Here is a 20177-nt window from a genome sequence, read left to right on the forward strand (position 1 = left end):
CCAGATTTGGCGCTGCTTCCAGCGTCGCGGCCGCAGTTTTTGCCGGAGCAACTCAAGAATCGTGATTTCGCCGGGCTCACGCTTTCGATCTGCTTCGCTTTGCCGAACCCGAATGGTCCGCGACCTTTCGAACGAATGTCGTAGACCGGCCGTTCTTTCTCGATCAGGTCAACCGCGCCCGCAACAATCTCAATCGCTATTGGCGGCTCGCATGGGGTGACCAGACGTTCCCGGTCAGCACCCAGAACGAACATCAAAAAATATTGGACCTTTGCGTCGCCAGGGACCGAGCCGGCGTGATGGCGTTTATCGAGCAACACATCATGACTTCGGGCGAAGTCGTCCTGCGTTACCTGCGAAGAATGGAAGCTGATCAGGCCGCTTATACCTAGGCTCGCGCTATCATGATCCGACTTGGCGAGAAGCAGAAATCAACGACTACCCTATCGGCGTAAGCGGGGCATACCGAAGACCTTTCCTTCGTCCTCAGTGGTGATCGCATTTGGTTGCGGGTTCGAACGCCGATGCGAGAATGTCAACTGTATCAGGCTAAAGCAAAACCCCTGAGAATAGAATTTTTTTCAGGGGGTTACGTTACTTTGGTTGCGGGGACCCGCAACAGGCGCCCCCTTGGACTTCCGGCGCTTGTTATTTACGCCAGTTCACCGCCGTACGGCCAATAGAAATCTCCCCCCTGGGCGTACCGGTCAAGCTTGTCTTGGAGAAGTGTTATCAGGCAGCGGGAATCAATCCATAACGCTTCATGATACCGGCCATGACCGCAGGATTTGGCTTTCCGGTCGCTATCTCCGCGGCAAGTTCTTCAAAATATTCCGGACCCAACACGCCGGGCGTCAAGACGCACAGACATTTCGCAACAGTGCCCGACAGATTTGCGAAGCCGTGCACCACGCCGCGGGGCACGAAGGCCGTGCCACCCGGCGGGATTTCGCACCGCTCTCCCGCGATCGTGTAGGTCACGACGCCTTCCAGCCCGTACACCGTCTCCTCCCAGGATTCATGATAGTGGGGAACCGGCATCTTGCCGCCGGGGCTGAGAACGAGCTCGAAGATGTCGAGGGCTCCCTTGGTGTCGTGCTTGCTGCGCAGAAAATTCACCTGGAATGAACCGAAGTCGATCCTGCTCGGCATCGCTGGCCTCCCGTTCTGCCGTTTCTATTCAACTGAACTCGTCTGGTGAAGAAAGCTAAGTAACTCGTGCTGCTTCCGCGGCCCCGTTCAGGCCGCAGATCTCTCGAAATCAGCCGCAGCGATTCCCATGCCCGCGTTCCACTGCGGGATGTCATGATAGTAGATGTGCCGCGGCTTATGGGGACCGATGGCGTTCATGGCCGCATAGGCTGCCACCCAGGTTCGAACTTCGTGACCGCCGCAGCCGGCGACCTTAGTCAGATCCGCCTCGCTCATGGTGCCCACTGTCACCCGGTCGCCCGCCTCCATCTGCGCCATGAAGGCGCGATCCCATTCGGCGTTCAGCGGCGTCGCCTTGCCTTCGCCTCGCGCCAATTTGCGCGCCGTCTCGAAATTGGCCTGTTCTCGCGCGCGCCGCGCTTCGATCGGTGGATTGCGCCCCGCGATCAGCATTTCCACCAACGGCGGCGGTGCCGTGTCGATGCGCGGGATCGGCGGGTCATGGCTCAATCCGCCCGAGCCGAGGATCAATACCCGGCTGTCAAGGCCGGCTGCCCATCGACCAACAGCGGCGCCCAGTGCCTCGACGCGGTGAAACGATGGCAGCGGTGGACCGGAGCAGTTGATGTGGATGGGCAGGACCCGATAGGAATCGACCCGGCCGGTGAGCAGCACCAGCAACTGGGCAAAGCCATGATCCACCTGCATCCTGTAGGAGAGCGCGACGTCGATGTCTTCCGACCGTACCGCCGCGACGCATTCGAGCGCCGCACGCTCGGGAACATTGAAATCGCCGCTGCCGATATCATAGTCGCCGATCGCGGTGGCGCGCACGCCGATCGTAAACGGCGGCATCATATCGTAGAAGACCCCTTTGAAATGATCGGGGCCGAAGATGATGACGAGTTCGGGATCGAAGTCGCGAACCTCTGCCGCCAGACTTGCGAAGTGCGCCCTCACCTCGCGATCGACCGCGGGATCAGCTTCGACGTGATCCATCAGAGGTGTGTGCGAGGCACAAATCATTTTGACTTGCATGGTCCTTCCTCCTCTAGAGCATGATCAGTAAAAGTGTGTAGCGGTTTTCCGAAAAGATCATGCAATCAAAGAACTAAAGAGCGATGACGAATCATGGCGCTTCAGGCGACGGTGGCAATCCGAGGCCGAGCCGTGTGCTTTTGCAGGAATGCGAGATGCAGGCGGTTGAACTCGTCTGCCTTTTCCCATTGCGGCCAGTGCGCGCAGTCCTGCATCACGACCAGCCGTTCAGCATCGGGAATCGCCGCGCAGAAGCGTTCACCAATCGCAATCGGCGCGGTCGGATCGTGGTCGGTCCAGATAACCAGGGTCGGCGCCTCGATGCGCGACAGGGACTTGTCGGTCAGCACATTGCGCATCCGGATGTCCATGTTCTGCAGACACAGGATGTGCTCCATCGCTCGCAGGAAGCCGGGCTGGGTGTAGATCGCAAGACGCAGCTCTACGAGGTCGTCGGTGACGCGTTTGGGATCGTTCATGAGCCACTCGAGCCGCGCGCGGACCGTTTGGGGACTGGCCTCCGCCACCGCCTTCATCGTCACGGTATAGACGCGCTGCATGACTACCGGATCGGTGTTGAGGCCGCCCGCCGTGTTGAGCGTCAAGCTTGCAACGCGTTCGGGATGGTCGATCGCGAACTGGGCTGCGATCCAGCCCCCGAGTGACTCGCCGTGCAGATGGAAGCGCTTCAGGCCGAGCGCATTGCCGAAGTCCAGCAGATGTCTGACGTAGTGCCTTATCTCGTAGTCGTGATCGGGTTTGTCGGTATAGCCGTGGCCAATCATATCGAGCGCGATGGTTCGATATTTCTCGCCGTGCGGCAGGAGGTTGCGGGTGAAAGCCTCCAGATGTCCGCCCGTCCCCGGTACGAACACCACCGCTTCGTCGTCCGACGGATTGCCCGCTTCGGCGTAGCGCGTGCGGATTCCGCCGGCATCGACATATGACAGGCGCAACGCGCCGCTTGCGATTTCCGGCCAAAGATACACGTCGTGTCCTCCCCTTTTCGTTACTGACATGCTAGCATGTTAAGTTTCGTTGTAAAGCTGGTAGTATGGGTTTTTTGCCTCCCGGAGCTCAACTTGACCTGCTAGGATGGAAGCATGCGCACCAATCTTCTTGAGAGCCGCCGGCGGGCATCCGTCATCCCGAGCAAGCAAGGCGAGATCTACGACCTCCTCGTGCAACGGCTCGTCAGCGCCCGATATGCTTTCGGCGAGCGCATTCTCGTCAGGGAGCTCGCCGCCGAGTTCGGCGTCAGCCGCCAGCCGATCATGACGGCCCTCAACTGGCTCGCAGCGGACGGTTTCGTTCGGATCGTCCCTCAGGTCGGGTGCCAGGTCATCAGCCCGAACCGGAACGCCATTGCCGATTTCTTTCTGATGTTCCAGCGAATGGAGGGCCTGCTGGCCGAATTGGCGGCCGCGCGACGCACTGACCAGCAACTTGCAGACCTCCGCGAGCTGCAGCGGCAGATCGTCTCCATGGCCAACGATCAGGAAGCGTTGCGCGAGCACTACGCCGAATTGAACCGCAAATTCCATCAAACCGTCGCCGCCATGGCCGATTCCGCGCTGGTGGAAGAGAAGCAAAGCGCAAACTTCAACATGTCTGATTTCTTCATCAATCACGCGATCGGCTTCGACACGTTGGGTGCCGGCGTCGCGCAGGAGCACGAGCCCATCATTGACGCCATTGCACGGCGAGAGCCTTCGGGCGCGCGCCGGGCGGCCGAGGAGCACATCGCCTCCGTTGCCGCGGCAGTCTTGGCCATGACCGAAAGACGATCGATAAAATTAGCCTGACATACTTGAATGCCAGTTTAATCTGGCTATACTTCCCGCTCGACGCACGTTCCGCGCCGGAAAAAGCCGCCCGAAAGAGGCGAGCCGGTGCCCGATGGAATGAACGAGTTTTCGAACGGGGAGGAAAACGATGCCAAAGCCAGCTATGTCTGCAGGAAGTCACGATTCCGAAGCGCTGCATGCCAAGTATCTCGAGGAGCGCGACAAGCGGCTCAACGACACGGCCGGACGGCAGTATGTCGCCGCAGAAGGCGAATTCGGCGACTTCAGCGACGATCCCTATGTTGAACCAGGCTTCTGCCGCGATGCGCGGAACGACGCGGTCGACGTCGTCATCGTCGGCGGAGGCTTCGCCGGGCTATTGACCGCGACAGAACTGGTAAAGCGGGGCATCGAGTCCTTCCGCATCATCGAGCAAGGCGGCGACTTCGGCGGCACCTGGTACTGGAACCGCTACCCGGGCGTTCGATGCGACATCGAATCCTACTGCTATATGCCGCTGCTGGAGGAAGTCGGGACGGTGCCGAGCGAGCGTTACGCCGAAGGCGCCGAGATATTTGCCCACTGCCAGGCGATCGGCCGACACTACGACCTTTACAAGCGCGCATTGTTCCAAACGAAAGTCACCCGGATCGCCTGGGATGACGTCACTGCGCGGTGGATCGTCGAAAGCGATCGCGGCGACACCATCCGTGCGCGCTTCATCGCGGTGGGCCAGGGACCGCTGGCCAAGGTCAAGCTTCCCAACATTCCCGGCATCCGCGATTTCAAGGGCCGCATCTTCCACTCGAGCCGCTGGGACTATGGCTACACCGGAGGCGATGCGGCTTCCAGGATGACGAAACTCGCCGACAAGCGCATCGCCGTGATCGGGACGGGTGCAACTGCGGTCCAGATCGTACCGCGGCTGGCCGAAGACGCCGCGCATGTGATCCTTTTCCAGCGGACTCCGTCCGCGATCGACGAGCGCAATAACACCCCTACCGACCGCAACTGGTTTGCCGGTCAGCCGAAGGGATGGCAGCGCGAGCGCATGCGTAACTTCCTGTCGGTGATTACCTGCGTGCCGGTGCATGAAAATGTCGTCGCCGACCGCTGGACCGACTTCTGGGTCCGATTCAGCGCCGCCATGGCGGAACGCCATCGAACCGGCGATCCCACTCCCCCGCCAATGCTGATGCAGCGCATCGATTATTCCAAGATGGAGGAGTTGCGGGCGCGCGTCGTCACGACAGTGAAGCGGCCGGATGTCGCCGATGCGCTACAGCCCTGGTACAATTATCTCTGCAAGCGGCCGCTCTACAGCGACGACTTCCTGCAGGCATTCAATCGGGACAATGTGGAATTGGTCGACACCGACGGCCGCGGGGTGGAGCGGATCACCGGCTCCGGCGTGATTGCAGGCGGCGTCGAATACCCGGCCGACTGCATCATCCTCGCCACCGGCTTCGACGTGGGCGCAGCCCCTCACAAAGTTGGCGGGTATGAGGTCCTGGGGCGCGGCGGGCAGACGCTCGACGCGAAATGGAAAGACGGTGTGCGCACACTCCACGGCACACAGATGTCAGGCTTTCCGAATTTTCACATCGTCGGCGGCACAGCGCAAGGTACCACCGCATTCAACTTCACCCACACGCTTTCGATGCAGGCCGAGCATGCCACCGCCATCATCGAACGTTGTCTCGCCGACGGCGTACGGGCAATGGAGGTGAGGCCGGAGGCGGAGAACCGCTGGGAGGCGACGCTCGCCGAGAAGCACGTCGATCACCAGCACTTCTACGAGGAGTGCACGCCCGGCTTCCTGAACAACGAGGGCGACTTCAAGGATCGTCCGACTTTCATCGGCTCCACATACGGCGGGGGTCCGCTCGAATACGAGCAAATCATCGCGGAGTGGCGGCGAAGCGGAATCGAGCGAGACACGAGCGTCAGCTTCGAGGCTGACGCACAGGCCGCAGTCGCGTGAGCATCTCGAATGGGCTGGCGAAGCCGATGATGAACCAGATCACACCGAGACCGACCGAAGAAGCGCTCGCCCGTCGGCTGCGCGAGGCCTATCGCAGCGGCGCTATCCCTCCGCTGCGCGATTCGTTGGATCCAAGCGATTGGGCCGGAGCGTATCGCATTCAGGAAATCAACACGCGCTTCTGGGAAAGCCAGGGCCGGCGGCTGGTCGGTCGCAAGATCGGCCTGACGGCCAAGGCGGTCCAGGTGCAACTTGGTGTCGACCAGCCGGACTACGGCGCGCTGTTCGCGGATATGGCGGTGCCGAACGGCGGCGAGCTCGCCCCCGCGCGCGTGCTCCAACCCAAGGCGGAAGCGGAGATCGCGCTAGTATTGAATGCCGATCTCCACGGCCCTGACGTCACACCCGACACGGTCCGCGCCGCGACCTCGCATGCGGTCGCTGCGATTGAAATCGTCGACAGCCGCATCGCTGATTGGAAGATTACGTTTGCCGACACGGTCGCCGACAACGGATCATCGGGATTTTTCGTTCTCAGCGACGAACGGCGCTCCCTCGACGGCCTCGATCTATTCACCTGCGGGATGGCGACCGAGGTGAATGGGACGATTATGTCGGTTGGAGCGGGAGCGGCCTGTCTTGGGCATCCGTTGAATGCGGCAGCCTGGCTCGCGCGCACCGTGCGGCTGCGGGCTGGCGATGTGGTTCTCACGGGCGCCCTCGGGCCGATGGTAGCCCTATCGCGCGGCGACAAAGTGAACGCGCACATCGGCGGGCTAGGCAGCGTATCCTTCACCCTCGGCAGTAAATAACGCGCAAGAGCGGAACCATGGATCTTGGATTGCAGGGCAAGCAGGCAATCGTCTGCGCATCGAGCAAGGGACTGGGTTTTGCGTGTGCCAAGGCGCTTGCCCGCGAGGGAGCCCACCTCGTGTTGAACGGGCGAGATGCCGACGCGCTCGATCAGGCCGCCGAGGCTATTCGTTCCGAAGTGCACGGCGCCGACATTAAGACCGTCGCAGGTGATGTCACCGACGCACGCGTACGTGTGGCGCTGGTGGACGCATCGCGCGAGCCCGACATTCTGGTGAACAATGCGGGCGGTCCGCCTCCGGGTAACTTCCGCGACTGGGACCGCGATACCTGGGTTGCGGCGCTCGACGCCAACCTCTTGAGCGCAGTTGATCTTATACGGCTTGTGATCGACGGCATGACCCAGAGAAAGTTCGGCCGTATCGTCAACATCACATCATCTACGGTGCGTGTGCCTATTCCAGTTCTCGGCCTCTCCAACGCAACGCGCGCCGCCCTGACCAACTTCGTATTCGGCCTTGCGCCGTCGGTTTCGTCATCGAACGTGACGATCAATAATTTGCTGCCGGGTCCGTTCGATACCAATCGGCTGCGAAACTCGAAAGAGATCACGCGACACCTGACATCAAACCCGGTTGCCGGACGGGTGGGTGACCCGGACGAACTTGGAGCGGCGTGCGCGTTCCTGTGCAGCCGGCAAGCCGGCTATGTCACGGGTCAGAACCTGCTGTTGGATGGTGGCCTATATCCGGGAAGCTTCTGACTGAGGAGATTGGGTCAATCGATCAAGGTGACTGAACTCACAGGTTAAAGTTGTTGATGTTGTTGCGGTCGATTCGGGCGCTAACAATAAACCCTAGCAATCGTTTGAGATTGCTAGGGTTTTTCACTAACTTGGTTGCGGGGACAGGATTTGAACCTGTGACCTTCAGGTTATGAGCCTGACGAGCTACCGGGCTGCTCCACCCCGCGATAAATCCGTTGTTCGCTTTTCGAAAAAGCCGAAACGGCTAAGACAACGCCCGAGGGCGTCGCTTCCGTCCAGAGGCTTCCTGAGAAGGCAACCCTTGGCCGCTGGAGGCCTTGAGGTCGCGGGCGGTATGTACCAACGCCGGCCTGCTTTGGAAAGAGGCGACGGGTCACTTTTGAGGATTTTGTGACAGCAAAAGTAAGGCAAATCGGGCCTTCCCGGCCAAAAGGGGCGAAAACGTATCCCTTGCCAGAGTTTCCATAAAGGCCCAGCCTCGCGATCAAAAAATCGGGGGGAGGAAGCCATGGAAAACGTCGATTTTGTCGTCGTGGGCGGCGGCTCCGGCGGCTGCGCGGTCGCAAGCCGCCTGTCGGAAGATCCCGCCACGTCGGTGGCGCTGCTGGAAGCGGGTGGCACCGATGACAACTGGGTGGTGACAACGCCCGGCGCGATGATCCTGATGATCGCGGGCAAGGCCAACAACTGGGCGTTCGATACGGTGCCGCAAGCGGGCCTCAACGGCCGCATCGGCTATCAGCCGCGCGGCAAGGGCCTCGGCGGCTCATCCGCGATCAACGCCATGGTTTATACCCGGGGTCACAAGGCTGATTACGACGGCTGGGCCGGGCTCGGCAACGGCGGCTGGTCCTATGCGGACGTGCTGCCCTATTTCAAACGTTCCGAGGACAACTCCGAACTCGACGGTCCCTATCATGGCAAAGGGGGACCGCTGCATGTGACGGGCTCGCGCAGCGGCAATCCCGTCCGCGAAATCTATCTCGAGGCGGCGCGCGAGGCGCAATTCCTCATCCGCGAAGATTTCAACGCCGAAGAGCAGGAAGGCCTCGGCACCTACCAGGTGACGCAAAAGAACGGCGAGCGCTGGAGCGCCGCGCGCGGATACATCCATCCCTTCATGAACAGCCGCGTCAATCTGCATGTCGAAACCAACGCGTACACCACCCGCATCCTGTTCGAGGGCAAGCGCGCGGTCGGCGTCGAATTTCGTCGGGGCAAGGAGTTGAAGCAAATTCGCGCAAGGCGTGAAGTGATATTGTCCGCCGGCGCGTTCCAGACCCCTCAGCTCCTGATGCTGTCAGGCATCGGCGATGCTGCCGCGCTCGGCAAACAGGGCATCGCATCGGTTCATCACCTGCCGGGCGTCGGGCAGAATTTGCAGGACCACCCGGACTTCGTATTCGGCTTTACCTCGGATGCACCGCATTTCGCCGGATTGTCGTTTGGCGGCATTGCGCGGATCATCAAGGGCATCGCCCAATATCGCCGTGAACGGCGCGGGCCGATGACATCGAATGTCGCCGAATGCGGTGGCTTCCTCAAGACGCGGCCCGACCTCGATGTGCCCGACATTCAACTGCATTTCTGTATGGCGATGGTAGCCGATCACGGCCGCAAGCCGCGCTGGGGCACCGGCTTTTCCTGTCACGTCTGTGTGCTGCGCCCAAAGAGCCGCGGCAGCGTCTGGCTGCAAAGCGCCGATCCGCTAGCAGCCCCAGCGATCGACCCGAATTTCCTCGGTGCGGAAGCCGACCTCGACACGATGGTGGCCGGCTTCAAGATCACGAAACGTCTACTCGATGCGCCCGCGCTGAAGGCGTTGCAAAAATCCGACACGGTCACTGAAGGCGTCGAGACCGACGCACAGATACGCGATGTCCTGCGCAACAATGTCGATACCGTCTATCACCCGGTCGGCACCTGCAAGATGGGCACGAACGATTCCCTTGCGGTGGTCGACCCCAGGCTCCGGGTTTACGGCCTCGAAGGGTTGCGCGTGGTCGATGCCTCGATCATGCCGACCCTGATCGGCGGCAACACCAACGCGCCAACGATCATGATCGGCGAAAAGGCCGCCGGCATGATCAAGGCCGAGCTGCGGGCTTAGCGGCAGGGAGCATGGCCTCGGCTGCCGTCATGCCCGGGCATCCATGTCTTTACGAGGAAATGCGTGGATGGCCGGACCAAGTCCGGCCGTCACGATGTGGAAGCAGTGCGGACCATTACTCAGGTCGTTGCAATCGTCACGTCAGCAGGAAGCCGCCGTCCACGGTCACCACGCTGCCGGTCATGTAGCGAGAGGCGGACGAAGCGAGCAGCAGGATCGCGCCGTCGAGATCGGCTTCGGTGCCGACGCGCCGCTGTGGAATCCGCTTGATCAGTTTTTCGCCGCCCGCCGTCGACCAGAAATGGTGATTGATCTCGGTATCGATGTAACCGGGCGCGATCGCATTGACGCGGATATGGTTGCCCGCGAGCTCGAGCGCCATCGCTTTGGTCGCCTGCACGACGCCCGCCTTGGAGATCGTGTAGGGCGCGAGAAACTTCATCACACTGAGACCGAGCACGGAGGCGATATTGACGATATTGCCTCCCTGCTTGCGCGCGATCATCCGCCGCGCCATTTCGGTCGCCGTGAAATAGGCGCCCTTGAGGTTGGCGCCGATCACCGCGTCCCAGTCCGCCTCGGTCTGCTCGACCGCCGGTTTCTCGATCGCGATCCCGGCATTGTTGATCAGCACGGTGACGGGGCCGAGTGCTGCCTCCGCCGCGTCTATCGCCCGCACGATCGAGGCGTGATCGGTGACGTCCATCTCGACCGCGGCAGCACGGCCGCCCTTGGCCCTGATCTCTTCTTCCAGTCCCCTGAGCTTGCCGGTCTGCCGTGCGGCCAGCGCCACGGCCGCGCCATGGGCGGACAGCACCCGCGCGAACTGCCGCCCGAGCCCCTGCGAGGCTCCGGTGACAAGAATGGTTTCTTTACTGACGTCGAATAGACCGGGCATGAGATCATCCCAAAATACGCGATATGCCGCATTGATACAGGCCATTTCGGCCGGCGCAAAGCCACACCCCTTACCAGCGACGGCAAGGTTGGCTAAAGTCTGTCTCCGCAAAACCATCTGACGACTACGGGAGTGAAACAGTGGATTTAGGCATCAAGGGCCGCCGTGCCATCGTCTGCGCATCGAGCAAGGGACTGGGACGCGCCTGCGCGATCGCGCTCGCCAACGAAGGCGTGCATGTCACGCTGACTGCGCGCGGCGCCGAGGCGCTGAAGAAGACCGCCGACGAAATCCGAAAAGATAATCCCGGCGTCACCGTGACCGAGATCGTCGGCGACATCACGACGCCGGCCGGGCGCGAGGCGGTGCTGAAGGCCTGCCCCGAGCCGGATATCCTGATCAACAATGCCGGCGGCCCGCCGCCCGGCGATTTCCGCAACTGGACCCGCGATGACTGGATCAAGGCGATTGACGCCAACATGCTGACCCCGATCGAGCTGATCAAGGCGACGGTGGACGGCATGATGGCACGCAAGTTCGGCCGTATCGTCAACATCACCTCGGCTGCGGTGAAGGCGCCGATCGAGGTGCTGGGCCTCTCGAACGGCGCGCGCGCCGGTCTCACCGGTTTTGTCGCCGGCCTCGCGCGCAAGACCGTGATCAACAACGTCACCATCAACGGGCTGTTGCCGGGTCCGTTCGACACCGACCGCCTGCGCGGCGCCGTCGCCAAGGCCGAAGCCGAGAAGCGCGGCGTTTCGGTGGATCAGATGATCGCCGAGCGCGGCAAGGCCAACCCCGCCGGCCGCGTCGGCGACCCCGAGGAGTTCGGGCTGGCCTGCGCGTTTCTGTGCGGGGCCAAGTCGGGCTTCATCACCGGACAGAACATCCTGCTCGATGGCGGCGCTTTCCCCGGCACGCTGTAAGCGTTGAAGACGGCACCGGTCGCGCCACTACCTCACTTTGGCGCGCCGGTTGAAAAAAGAGACACGCTGGATGCGCTGGAAAATCGGTAACGTCAAAATCACCAAAGTCGTCGAACTGGAAACGATCGGCCACACGCGCTTCATCTTGCCGCTCGCCGGCCGCGAAGAGATCCGGCAATTGCCGTGGCTCATTCCGCATTTCGCCACGGAAGACGGCCGCCTCAAGATGTCGATCCATGCGCTCGTGGTCGAAACGCCGACGCGGCGGATCGTGGTCGACACCGGACTGGGCAACGACAAAAAAGATCGCACCGTTCCGACCTGGAACGATCGAAAGGGACCGTTCCTCGACGACCTCACCGCAGCCGGCTTTCCGCCCGAGAGCATCGACACGGTGCTTTGCACGCATCTGCATGTCGATCATGTCGGCTGGAATACGCGGCTTGAGGGCGGGCGATGGGCGCCGACTTTCGAGAAAGCGCGTTATGTGTTTGGCGGAATCGAATATGCCTATTGGCGCGACCACAGCACGGCACCGGACAAGGCGGCGATCTTTCGGGACTCCGTGGCCCCGATCGTCGCGGCCGGCCAGGCCGACCTCGTGGCCAGCGACGCCAGGATTTGTCAGGAGATCACCCTGATCCCGACGCCCGGCCACAGCCCGGGCCACGTCAGCCTTCATATCCGCTCGGACAGCGAAGAGGGGCTTCTCACCGGCGACGTCGCCCACCACCCCTGCCAGATGGCCCATCTCGACTGGTCCTCGACTGCGGATTCCGATCCTGGGCAGTCCGCCAAGACCCGGCGCGAGCTGTTTTCACGCTTTGCCGACCGGCCGGTGCTGGTGATCGGCGGGCATTTCGACGCCGGCCACATCAAACGCGACGGCGATGCCTTCAAATTCATCGCCGCGGGCGGTTAAAGCCGATCCTGTTGCGTTTTTCCGCTCAAACGGCCGCTGAATGGCTATCCCGGAGATGAGGGCTGCGCCGGGGGCAGTTGAATTTGACGGCCGCCTGTTCCATGAAACGTTCCAAGCTATGAAAAACCAGTCAGGGAGTAATGAAATGAAGCTTGTTCGTTACGGAGAAGTTGGCAAGGAAAAGCCCGGCCTGATCGATAAATCCGGCCAGATCCGGGACCTCTCGGCGCATGTTCACGACCTCGCCGGCGACGCCTTTTCGCCGGCCTCGCTCGCCAAAATTGTCGCCCTTGACCCCGACAAGCTTCCCTTGGTCGGCGGCAAGCCGCGCATTGGGGCTGCCGTCGGCGGCTCGCCGAAATTCATCGCCATCGGCCTCAACTATTCCGATCATGCGAAAGAAGTCGGCATGGCGATCCCGGCCGAACCCATCGTTTTCATGAAGGGCAATAACAGCCTGTGCGGACCCAACGACAAGGTTGAAAAGCCGCGCGGCTCGACCAAGCTCGACTGGGAAGTCGAGATTGCGATCATCATCGGCACCCGCGCCAAATATGTCTCTGAAGCTGACGCACTCAATTACGTCGCCGGCTACAGCGTCTGCAACGACGTCTCCGAGCGTTTCTTCCAGATCGAACGTCTGGGGCAATGGACCAAGGGCAAGTCGCACGACACCTTTGGCCCGCTTGGCCCGTGGGTGGTCACCAAGGACGAAATCGCCGACGTGCAGAAGCTGCCGATGTGGACCGATGTCAACGGCAAGCGCTGCCAGACCGGATCGACCGCGACCATGATCTTCGGCATCACGAAGATCGTGTCCTATCTGTCGGAGATCATGACGCTGATGCCGGGCGACGTGATCGCGACCGGCACCCCTCCCGGCGTCGGCATGGGCATGAAGCCGCCGAAATTTCTCAATGTCGGCGATGTCGTCACGCTTGGCATCGAAGGCCTCGGCGAGCAGCGTCAGGAAATCATCGCGGCGTAGATGGCCGTGACGCTCCGGTCCTGAAGACGTCATTGCGAGGAGCGCAAGCGACGAAGCAATCCAAGCCTAAACCAATCCTGGATTGCTTCGCTGACGCTCGCAATGACGGAAAACGCCCCCCGCGCCTTACGAGGACCATTTCAAAATGAAACTCACCTACTCCGCCGCGTCCCCCTTCGCCCGCAAGGTCCGCATTGCCGCGATCGAACTCGGCCTGATCGACAAGATCGAATTCGTGCCGACCTCGGTGGCGCCGGCGCAGGCCAACGACGAGTATATGAAGATCACGCCGCTGAAGAAGCTGCCGGTGCTGATCCTCGACGACGGCAGCGTGATCCTCGATTCCTATGTCATCGTCGAATATCTCGACGAACTGGCAGGCGGCGGAAAGTTGATTCCCTCCGGTGGACCCGACCGCTGGAAGGTCAAGAGCGACCATTCGCTGCTGCAGGGCATGCTCGATTCCATGCTGCTCTGCCGCTACGAGAATATGGTGCGGCCGAAGGAACTGAAGTGGCAGGCATGGGCCGACGATCATTGGAACCGGGCCTGGAAGGGGATGGCGCGCTTCAGCGACAAGCCCGACGTGTTGTCGCGTCCACTCGACATCGTGCAGATCTCGCTCGCTGTCGTGCTTGGCTACGCCGATTTCCGCTATGCCGATTGCGGCTGGCGCAAGGCCTATCCCAACCTCGACGCCTTCCACGAACGGATGCTGGAACGACCCTCGGTCAAGATCTCCTTGCCGCCGAAAGCATAACCGGGAAGGGAGCCGCCATGAGCCTGAAATTCACCGCCGGCGATCTCACCATACACCGCATCATCGAGCAGGAAACCACCTTCCTGCCCGCGCTCGACCTGTTTCCTCAGCTCACGCCCGATCTCCTGGCGCAAAATCGCGACTGGATGCGCAAGGCGGGCGCGATCGATGAGAACGACACGTTGATCCTGTGCTTTCAGTCCTATGTCGTGCGCACGCCGCATCACACCATCCTGATCGATAGCTGCATCGGCAACGACAAATCGCGGCCGCTGCGCCCGAAATGGAACATGAAGACCGACGACACCTATATGCGGGCGCTGAAGGCCGCGGGCTTTTCGGTCGAGGACATCGATTTCGTGATGTGCACGCATCTGCATGTCGATCATGTCGGCTGGAACACGCGAATGGACGGCGGCCGCTGGGTGCCGACGTTCCCCAAGGCGCGCTACGTCTTCGGCAAGGCCGAATACGACTACTGGGCCGAGCAACACGCCAAGACGGCGGTGCCGCCGTTCGGCGACAGCGTCCTGCCCGTGGTCGAGGCCAAGCGCGCCGACATCGTCGGCGACGATTTTGCCCTCGGCGATCACTTGCGCATTTTGCCGACGCCGGGCCACACGCCCGGACACGTCGCCTTTACCTTCGGCCGGGCCAAGGACGACGCGGTTTTCGTTGGCGACATGGTTCATTCGCCGCTTCAGTTGCAGCATCCGGAATTATCGCCGCGCTTCGACGTCGATTCGGCGCAGGCCGCCGTCACTCGCAAACAGGTCCTGGAGCGCTATTGCGACACCGACACGCTCTGCTGCACCGGGCATTTTCCGTCACCCTCGACCGGTAAAATACGCCGCAAGGACAATGGATTCAGCTGCGAGGCCGTGAGCTGAGAACATTGCAGGCCGACAACGATGATGGTGCGCTCCCTCCCCCTGAAAGGGGGAGGGTTGGGGTGGGGGTCAACTTCGTCGGGTGACGATTGAGAAAAACGTGCCCCCCACCCGGCTCACTCGTAGCGCAAAGGCGCTTACGAGTTTGCCGACCTCCCCCTTGCAGGAGGAGGTGAAGAGACAACAAGCCAGGTCAATCAAACAAACTCGGCGTGTGATTGACCGCCGCGCCTTCGATCGCGAGCATTTTCAGTTTGGTATCGACGCCGCCACGTGCCGAAAATCCGCCGGGCTTCTGGCCCGCGGCCAGCACGCGATGACACGGCACCACGATCGGACAGGGATTGCGGCCGAGCGCTTGGCCGACGTCGCGCGATAGTTCGACGCCACCGAGCTTCTTGGCGATATCGCCATAGGTCATGGTCTGGCCCGGCGGAATGCTGCGGGCGACGTCGTAGACGCCGCGATAGAAATCGGGCACGCCGTCGAGATCGAGCGCGATGTCTTTCAGATCATCGCGCTCACCCGCCAATAATTTGACGATGCGATCAATCGCGTGTTGCACCTCTTCGGTCGGCGCGGCCTCATTGATTTCGCCGTGGCGCTGCCGGATACGGGCGCGGGTCTTCTCATCGCTGCCCATCGGCAATTGCAGACCGTTGATGCCGCGCGGCCCCCACTCGATCCCGCAGATGCCGATCGGCGTGTCGAACAGCGCGTAATGCTGATCAGTCATGGCTCGCTCCAAAATATAGACACATCTACCTCGTGGTACGGAATCTAGGCTTGGAGATTGTTGCGATCCACCCGGATTCAGAAAAAGACCTGGCTGGAGAATTTAGCGCCGTCAGGTCCGGCGATAGCCAGCCAGCGAAGCATCCGCGACGTCCGGGAGATTGACCACGATGTTCTCCGGCGAGCGGCAGACCAGCCACCAAAGTTCCTCGGTGGTGCTCATGTTGGCTTCGAGGTGCGGCAGATACGGCGGCACGAACATGAAGTCGCCCGCCGCTATTTCCAGATATTCCTGAAAACCCTCGCCGAAATAGATACGGGCCCGTCCGGACAGTAAATAGGCGCCGGTCTCCGCCTCGCCGTGATGATGCGGCAGGGACCGGAACCCTGGCGGATTGGAGGCCTTGCCGAACCAGATCCTGGTCGCAGGCGTGTGCTGGGGGCCGACCCCGGTCACCAGCGACAGGCCGCCGGACTGCGCGGTATCGCCTTGCTCGTCGCCCCTTCGCGTTACAACGGGCCGGTCGCTGGCTGTCATTTGAACTCCTTCGCAAAAGGTGCCTTCAAAAAGTGTTTTGGCACGACATCGGCCGCCCAACCTCCGTGTTGGAGAGCTTGCGGCCCAGTGCTATTCTGGCGGAAATATCGATAGGGGCTCAAGCCCTCACAACGCGAGAGGAACCGCCATGAAGCTCACGCAACAGCAGATCGATAATTTTAATCGCGAAGGCTGGCTGTTTCTGCCGGAACTGTTCGACGCCGAAGAGGTCGCGTTGCTCGCCCACGAGGCGGTGAATATCTACGACGCCAACCGGCCGGAGGTGTGGCGCGAAAAGAGCGGGGCGCCGCGTACCGCCTTTGCCGCGCATCTTTACAACGAAGCGTTCCGGCTATTGGGCGCGCATCCGCGAATGATCGAACCGATCGAGCAGGTCTTCGGCGAGAAGGTCTACATGCATCAGTTCAAGATCAACGCCAAGGCCGCGTTTACCGGTGACGTCTGGCAATGGCATCAGGACTACGGCACCTGGAAGCGTGATGACGGCATGCCGGAGCCGCGCGCGATGAACATCGCGATCTTCCTCGACGAGGTGATGCCGATCAACGGTCCCCTGATGCTGGTGCCGCGCAGCCAGCACGCCGGCGACCTCAAGGCCTCGCACGACCTTCAGACGACCTCTTATCCGCTATGGACGCTGGACGAGGAAACGGTGACGCGGCTGGTCAAGGAAGGCGGCATCGTAGCGCCAACCGGCAAGCCCGGCGGTCTTCTGATGTTCCACGGCAATCTGGTGCACGGCTCGGCCGGCAACATCACGCCCTACCCGCGCAAGATCGTGTACCTGACGCTCAATGCCGTCTCGAACCACATCCGCACCCCGACGCGGCCGGAATACATCGCCCATCGCGATTTCACCCCGATCGAGCCGGTCGATGACGATGCGCTGGTTCGCCTCGCCCGCGCGCCCCGGCAGGCGGCGGAGTAGCAACTCCTTGCTTCACCTCTCCTATTGGGAGAGGTCGAATTTCGAGCTTGGCGAGAAATTCGGGTGAGGGGTTACGGCCTAACGGTAGAGCGTACCCCCTCACCCCACCCCTCTCCCCATGGGAGAGGGAGCGTACTTCCATCGCCGAGATATCGACGCACTCAAGCTCATCGGATTCCCATGAACCTCTCCTCCCTTCTCGCCGCCCGTCACGCTGCCGGCAAACCCGTTCGCGTTGCGCTGATCGGCGCCGGTAAATTCGGCTCGATGTTTTTATCGCAGGTGCCGCACACGCCGGGCCTCGAAGTGTTCGTCATTGTCGACCTCGATCCCGACCGCGCGCGCGAGGCCTGCCGCACGGTCGGATGGGACCGTGAGCGGATCGCCGCGACGACCTTTACCGCCGATAGCGCCATGGCCGTTGCGGACAATATCGAAGTAGTTGTCGAGGCGACCGGCAATCCGGCCGTCGGCATCCGGCACGCCCGCGCCGCGATTGCGAACGGCAAGCATGTCGTCATGGTCAATGTCGAGGCCGATGTGCTGGCCGGTCCGCTGCTGGCGGAGGAAGCGCGCAAAGCCGGCGTGGTCTATTCGCATGCCTACGGCGATCAGCCGGCACTCACGGCCGAGATGGTCGACTGGGCGCGCGCGACTGGATTCCGCGTGGTTGCGGCTGGTAAAGGCACCAAATACCTGCCGGCCTATCACGACGTGACCCCGGCGGGTGTGTGGGGCCATTACGGGTTGTCGGCCGATGAGGCGCAGTCGGCCGGGATGAACCCGCAGATGTTCAACTCATTTCTCGACGGCACCAAATCAGCCATTGAGATGGCGGCGATTGCGAATGCGACCGGGCTGGATGTCCCCTCCGGCGGGTTGTTGTTTCCGCCCTGCGGGGTCGACGATCTGCCGCATGTGATGCGGCCGCGCGAGCACGGCGGCGTGCTGGAAAAATCAGGCGTGGTGGAAGTGGTGTCGTCGCTCGAACGCGACGGCAGACCCGTGTTCCGCGATCTGCGCTGGGGCGTCTATGTCGTGCTGGAAGCGCCGAACGACTACGCCGCGGATTGCTTCAGGCAATACGGATTGAAGACCGATGCCAGCGGCCGTTATGCCGCGATGTACAAGCCGTATCACCTGATCGGGCTCGAACTGAATATCTCGATATTGTCGGCGGCGCTGCGCAACGAGCCGACCGGGCAGCCACACGGATTCCTCGGCGACGTGGCCGCAGTGGCCAAACGCGACTTGCGCGCCGGCGAAATGCTCGACGGCGAGGGTGGCTATACGGTGTGGGGAAAACTGATGCCGGCTTCGCTAAGCCTTGCGGCCGGCGCCTTGCCGATCGGGCTCGCGCATCGACTGAAGCTGAAGCGCGACGTTGCCCATGGCGCGGTGGTGCGCTGGGACGATGTCGAATTTGAAGCCGCGGATGAGACCATCAAGACGCGGCGCGCGATGGAAGAGAGATTTGGCGGGGGATTGCGTTAGTCCGCGGCCGAGCAAACTTCCTCCTCCGTCATCGCCCGCGAATGCGGGCGATCCAGTATTCCAGAGGCGTCAGAGTCCGAGCTCGGAGGCCGCGGCGTACTGGATGCCCGCTTTCGCGGGGCATGACACAGAGCGGAGACTTGCGATCAGTTCTGATCGTCGCCCATGATGGCGGAGAGCTTGTCGAAATTCTTGACGACGAGGTCGATATTGCCCTTGTTCGCGATCGTCGGCTCCGGCGCCTTGGCGGCCTGATTGAGGTCCTCCAGCGCTTCCTTCTTGTCCTTGGCCGACATCTTCTTGTCGGCCTGCACCTGCGCGATCTGGGCCTTGATGACGGCGGCGCCGCCGACATACTTCTTGGTCACGGGATCGATGCCGCTCATCACGAGGCCGATGTTGTCGACGACGCTGTTGTAGTCGTCGTAGCTGGCAAAGCCGTACTTCTTCGCGGTCGCCTCGAATTGCGCGGTGAGCTTGGGATCCGGCTTGCCGTTTTCCGGCATCTTTTCGGACAGCGCGTCCATGTCCTTGGCGGCTGCGATCACGCCGTCGATCTGCTTGTCGGTCAGCGCGATCTGCTTCACTTCCGGCGGCTGGCCGGCGGGCGGGGCGGCCTGGGCAGGGGCCGTCTTCTGCATGGCCTGCGCCAGGGCGCCGTTGGTGGAGATGACCGCCATGGAAGCGGAGAGACAGACAATGCCTAACGTGACGGCAACGGGACGAATGAACTCACGCATGTGCTGGGCTCCTCGGGCTTGGGGGACACTTCGTCTGGGGATACTTCGAAATCGGCAGCGCGTTCCAATAGAGCGCGCGAAATGAACGAGCCGTGAACCCGGTATTTATCGGGCAATCATGACGGAAATGCACGCCCGGTGATCAGCCCAAAATAACAAAACGCCGCTCTCCCGGACACGGGAAAGCGGCGTTTTGTTTGATCGTGACATGTAAAGAGGAAAACTTTGTCCTTGGCAGGTCTGGCAGCGACCTACTCTCCCAGGGCTTAAGCCATAGTACCATTGGCGCTGAGGAGTTTAACGGCCGAGTTCGGGATGGGATCGGGTTCAAGCTCCTCGCTAGAACCACCAGACCGGCGAAGGACAAGGATACGAAGCAAGCTGTTGGACGCGCCAAGCGCGTCCTGTGTCGTATGATCAGTCACGGGCCATTAAGGCCCTATGGACACTGAAAATGAGAGCAATCAAGCCAATCGAACGATTAGTACCGGTAAGCTACATGCATTACTGCACTTCCACACCCGGCCTATCAACGTGGTCGTCTTCCACGGTTCTCAAGGGAATACTCGTTTTGAGGTGGGTTTCCCGCTTAGATGCTTTCAGCGGTTATCCCGTCCGTACATAGCTATGCAGCACTGCCGCTGGCGCGACAACTGCTCCACCAGAGGTACGTTCATCCCGGTCCTC

At 61.5% G+C, this 20177-nt stretch carries 20 protein-coding genes, 1 tRNA gene and 2 rRNA genes; 13 read left to right on the top strand and 10 right to left on the bottom strand.

Features of this window, described 5'->3' with window-relative positions; translation table 11 throughout:
- The first annotated feature begins 89 nt into the window (after nucleotides 1-89).
- Complete coding sequence (locus ABSE61_RS29655; RefSeq protein ID WP_423874743.1) at nucleotides 90-392, top strand: FCD domain-containing protein; 303 nt, start codon at nucleotides 90-92, stop codon at nucleotides 390-392.
- 340 nt (nucleotides 393-732) lie between these two features.
- Here ABSE61_RS29655 and ABSE61_RS29660 read toward each other — a convergent pair whose 3' ends face one another.
- The 3 genes from ABSE61_RS29660 to ABSE61_RS29670 form a co-directional block, all read right to left on the bottom strand.
- A complete protein-coding gene (locus tag ABSE61_RS29660) occupies nucleotides 733-1152 on the bottom strand; it encodes a cupin domain-containing protein (RefSeq protein WP_423874724.1) in 420 nt (139 codons plus the stop codon).
- Nucleotides 1153-1239: 87 nt separating this feature from the next.
- Nucleotides 1240-2190: a 3-carboxyethylcatechol 2,3-dioxygenase gene (locus tag ABSE61_RS29665; RefSeq protein WP_423874725.1), complete on the bottom strand. Its 951-nt coding sequence runs from the start codon at nucleotides 2188-2190 to the stop codon at nucleotides 1240-1242.
- 101 nt (nucleotides 2191-2291) lie between these two features.
- Entirely contained in the window at nucleotides 2292-3179 is an 888-nt protein-coding gene (locus ABSE61_RS29670; RefSeq protein WP_423874726.1) for an alpha/beta fold hydrolase, read from the bottom strand.
- 114 nt (nucleotides 3180-3293) lie between these two features.
- Between ABSE61_RS29670 and ABSE61_RS29675 the strand changes: the two genes are divergently transcribed.
- The 4 genes from ABSE61_RS29675 to ABSE61_RS29690 all read left to right on the top strand — a co-directional run bounded on the left by ABSE61_RS29675 (nucleotide 3294) and on the right by ABSE61_RS29690 (nucleotide 7537).
- Complete coding sequence (locus ABSE61_RS29675; protein WP_423874727.1) at nucleotides 3294-3995, top strand: GntR family transcriptional regulator; 702 nt, start codon at nucleotides 3294-3296, stop codon at nucleotides 3993-3995.
- A 130-nt stretch (nucleotides 3996-4125) separates the two neighbouring features.
- Nucleotides 4126-5961, top strand: coding sequence for a flavin-containing monooxygenase (locus ABSE61_RS29680; protein WP_423874728.1), 1836 nt, complete (start codon nucleotides 4126-4128; stop codon nucleotides 5959-5961).
- Nucleotides 5958-6773 (top strand): 2-keto-4-pentenoate hydratase, encoded by an 816-nt coding sequence (locus ABSE61_RS29685; RefSeq protein WP_423874729.1) that lies wholly within the window; start codon nucleotides 5958-5960, stop codon nucleotides 6771-6773. Before ABSE61_RS29680 ends, ABSE61_RS29685 begins: the two co-directional genes overlap by 4 nt.
- Before the next feature lie 17 nt (nucleotides 6774-6790).
- Entirely contained in the window at nucleotides 6791-7537 is a 747-nt protein-coding gene (locus ABSE61_RS29690; RefSeq protein ID WP_423874730.1) for an SDR family oxidoreductase, read from the top strand.
- A gap of 132 nt (nucleotides 7538-7669) precedes the next feature.
- Here the strand turns inward: ABSE61_RS29690 and ABSE61_RS29695 are convergent.
- Nucleotides 7670-7746, bottom strand: a tRNA-Met gene (locus ABSE61_RS29695).
- Between the two features lie 302 nt (nucleotides 7747-8048).
- Between ABSE61_RS29695 and ABSE61_RS29700 the strand changes: the two genes are divergently transcribed.
- On the top strand, nucleotides 8049-9650 hold the full coding sequence (locus tag ABSE61_RS29700; protein ID WP_423874731.1) for a GMC family oxidoreductase: 1602 nt from the start codon (nucleotides 8049-8051) through the stop codon (nucleotides 9648-9650).
- Between the two features lie 136 nt (nucleotides 9651-9786).
- Here the strand turns inward: ABSE61_RS29700 and ABSE61_RS29705 are convergent, their stop codons facing one another.
- A complete protein-coding gene (locus ABSE61_RS29705) occupies nucleotides 9787-10548 on the bottom strand; it encodes an SDR family oxidoreductase (RefSeq protein ID WP_423874732.1) in 762 nt (253 codons plus the stop codon).
- 140 nt (nucleotides 10549-10688) lie between these two features.
- Between ABSE61_RS29705 and ABSE61_RS29710 the strand changes: the two genes are divergently transcribed.
- The 5 genes from ABSE61_RS29710 (at nucleotide 10689) to ABSE61_RS29730 (ending at nucleotide 15034) form a co-directional block, all read left to right on the top strand.
- Nucleotides 10689-11474, top strand: coding sequence for an SDR family oxidoreductase (locus ABSE61_RS29710; protein ID WP_423874733.1), 786 nt, complete (start codon nucleotides 10689-10691; stop codon nucleotides 11472-11474).
- A 70-nt stretch (nucleotides 11475-11544) separates the two neighbouring features.
- On the top strand, nucleotides 11545-12396 hold the full coding sequence (locus ABSE61_RS29715) for an MBL fold metallo-hydrolase (protein ID WP_423874734.1): 852 nt from the start codon (nucleotides 11545-11547) through the stop codon (nucleotides 12394-12396).
- 145 nt (nucleotides 12397-12541) lie between these two features.
- Nucleotides 12542-13384, top strand: coding sequence for a fumarylacetoacetate hydrolase family protein (locus ABSE61_RS29720; RefSeq protein ID WP_423874735.1), 843 nt, complete (start codon nucleotides 12542-12544; stop codon nucleotides 13382-13384).
- 145 nt (nucleotides 13385-13529) lie between these two features.
- Nucleotides 13530-14144 carry a glutathione S-transferase family protein gene (locus tag ABSE61_RS29725; protein ID WP_423874736.1) on the top strand — a complete coding sequence of 205 codons (615 nt, stop codon included), beginning with the start codon at nucleotides 13530-13532 and terminating at the stop codon, nucleotides 14142-14144.
- Between the two features lie 17 nt (nucleotides 14145-14161).
- Nucleotides 14162-15034, top strand: coding sequence for an MBL fold metallo-hydrolase (locus ABSE61_RS29730; RefSeq protein ID WP_423874737.1), 873 nt, complete (start codon nucleotides 14162-14164; stop codon nucleotides 15032-15034).
- 193 nt (nucleotides 15035-15227) lie between these two features.
- Here the strand turns inward: ABSE61_RS29730 and ABSE61_RS29735 are convergent, their stop codons facing one another.
- Nucleotides 15228-15770, bottom strand: a complete 543-nt coding sequence (locus ABSE61_RS29735) for a methylated-DNA--[protein]-cysteine S-methyltransferase (RefSeq protein ID WP_423874738.1) — start codon at nucleotides 15768-15770, stop codon at nucleotides 15228-15230.
- A gap of 111 nt (nucleotides 15771-15881) precedes the next feature.
- On the bottom strand, nucleotides 15882-16307 hold the full coding sequence (locus ABSE61_RS29740; RefSeq protein WP_423874739.1) for a cupin domain-containing protein: 426 nt from the start codon (nucleotides 16305-16307) through the stop codon (nucleotides 15882-15884).
- Nucleotides 16308-16455: 148 nt separating this feature from the next.
- Here ABSE61_RS29740 and ABSE61_RS29745 point away from each other — a divergent pair, with 148 nt between their 5' ends.
- Together ABSE61_RS29745 and ABSE61_RS29750 are read left to right on the top strand one after the other, a co-directional pair.
- Nucleotides 16456-17256 carry a phytanoyl-CoA dioxygenase family protein gene (locus ABSE61_RS29745; RefSeq protein ID WP_423874740.1) on the top strand — a complete coding sequence of 267 codons (801 nt, stop codon included), beginning with the start codon at nucleotides 16456-16458 and terminating at the stop codon, nucleotides 17254-17256.
- A 180-nt stretch (nucleotides 17257-17436) separates the two neighbouring features.
- Nucleotides 17437-18750: an NAD(P)H-dependent oxidoreductase gene (locus ABSE61_RS29750; protein WP_423874741.1), complete on the top strand. Its 1314-nt coding sequence runs from the start codon at nucleotides 17437-17439 to the stop codon at nucleotides 18748-18750.
- A gap of 146 nt (nucleotides 18751-18896) precedes the next feature.
- Here ABSE61_RS29750 and ABSE61_RS29755 read toward each other — a convergent pair whose 3' ends face one another.
- From ABSE61_RS29755 to ABSE61_RS29765, 3 genes are all read right to left on the bottom strand, one after another.
- Nucleotides 18897-19490 carry a hypothetical protein gene (locus tag ABSE61_RS29755; RefSeq protein ID WP_423874742.1) on the bottom strand — a complete coding sequence of 198 codons (594 nt, stop codon included), beginning with the start codon at nucleotides 19488-19490 and terminating at the stop codon, nucleotides 18897-18899.
- 238 nt (nucleotides 19491-19728) lie between these two features.
- Nucleotides 19729-19843, bottom strand: a 5S ribosomal RNA gene (gene rrf / locus ABSE61_RS29760).
- Nucleotides 19844-19950: 107 nt separating this feature from the next.
- A 23S ribosomal RNA gene (locus ABSE61_RS29765) occupies nucleotides 19951-20177 on the bottom strand; the annotation flags it as partial.

This window comes from Bradyrhizobium sp., assembly GCF_049519115.1.
Taxonomy (GTDB): domain Bacteria; phylum Pseudomonadota; class Alphaproteobacteria; order Rhizobiales; family Xanthobacteraceae; genus Bradyrhizobium.

What these genes read in the sequence shown, in the direction of transcription:
- ABSE61_RS29745 (WP_423874740.1), top strand. Translation starts at nt 16,456, where the DNA reads ATGAAGCTCACGCAACAGCAGATCGATAATTTTAATCGCGAAGGCTGG.
- ABSE61_RS29705 (WP_423874732.1), bottom strand. Translation starts at nt 10,548, where the DNA reads ATGCCCGGTCTATTCGACGTCAGTAAAGAAACCATTCTTGTCACCGGA.
- ABSE61_RS29755 (WP_423874742.1), bottom strand. Translation starts at nt 19,490, where the DNA reads ATGCGTGAGTTCATTCGTCCCGTTGCCGTCACGTTAGGCATTGTCTGT.
- ABSE61_RS29665 (WP_423874725.1), bottom strand. Translation starts at nt 2,190, where the DNA reads ATGCAAGTCAAAATGATTTGTGCCTCGCACACACCTCTGATGGATCAC.
- ABSE61_RS29660 (WP_423874724.1), bottom strand. Translation starts at nt 1,152, where the DNA reads ATGCCGAGCAGGATCGACTTCGGTTCATTCCAGGTGAATTTTCTGCGC.
- ABSE61_RS29715 (WP_423874734.1), top strand. Translation starts at nt 11,545, where the DNA reads ATGCGCTGGAAAATCGGTAACGTCAAAATCACCAAAGTCGTCGAACTG.
- ABSE61_RS29675 (WP_423874727.1), top strand. Translation starts at nt 3,294, where the DNA reads ATGCGCACCAATCTTCTTGAGAGCCGCCGGCGGGCATCCGTCATCCCG.
- ABSE61_RS29700 (WP_423874731.1), top strand. Translation starts at nt 8,049, where the DNA reads ATGGAAAACGTCGATTTTGTCGTCGTGGGCGGCGGCTCCGGCGGCTGC.
- ABSE61_RS29680 (WP_423874728.1), top strand. Translation starts at nt 4,126, where the DNA reads ATGCCAAAGCCAGCTATGTCTGCAGGAAGTCACGATTCCGAAGCGCTG.
- ABSE61_RS29750 (WP_423874741.1), top strand. Translation starts at nt 17,437, where the DNA reads ATGAACCTCTCCTCCCTTCTCGCCGCCCGTCACGCTGCCGGCAAACCC.
- ABSE61_RS29720 (WP_423874735.1), top strand. Translation starts at nt 12,542, where the DNA reads ATGAAGCTTGTTCGTTACGGAGAAGTTGGCAAGGAAAAGCCCGGCCTG.
- ABSE61_RS29740 (WP_423874739.1), bottom strand. Translation starts at nt 16,307, where the DNA reads ATGACAGCCAGCGACCGGCCCGTTGTAACGCGAAGGGGCGACGAGCAA.
- ABSE61_RS29735 (WP_423874738.1), bottom strand. Translation starts at nt 15,770, where the DNA reads ATGACTGATCAGCATTACGCGCTGTTCGACACGCCGATCGGCATCTGC.
- ABSE61_RS29690 (WP_423874730.1), top strand. Translation starts at nt 6,791, where the DNA reads ATGGATCTTGGATTGCAGGGCAAGCAGGCAATCGTCTGCGCATCGAGC.
- ABSE61_RS29730 (WP_423874737.1), top strand. Translation starts at nt 14,162, where the DNA reads ATGAGCCTGAAATTCACCGCCGGCGATCTCACCATACACCGCATCATC.
- ABSE61_RS29725 (WP_423874736.1), top strand. Translation starts at nt 13,530, where the DNA reads ATGAAACTCACCTACTCCGCCGCGTCCCCCTTCGCCCGCAAGGTCCGC.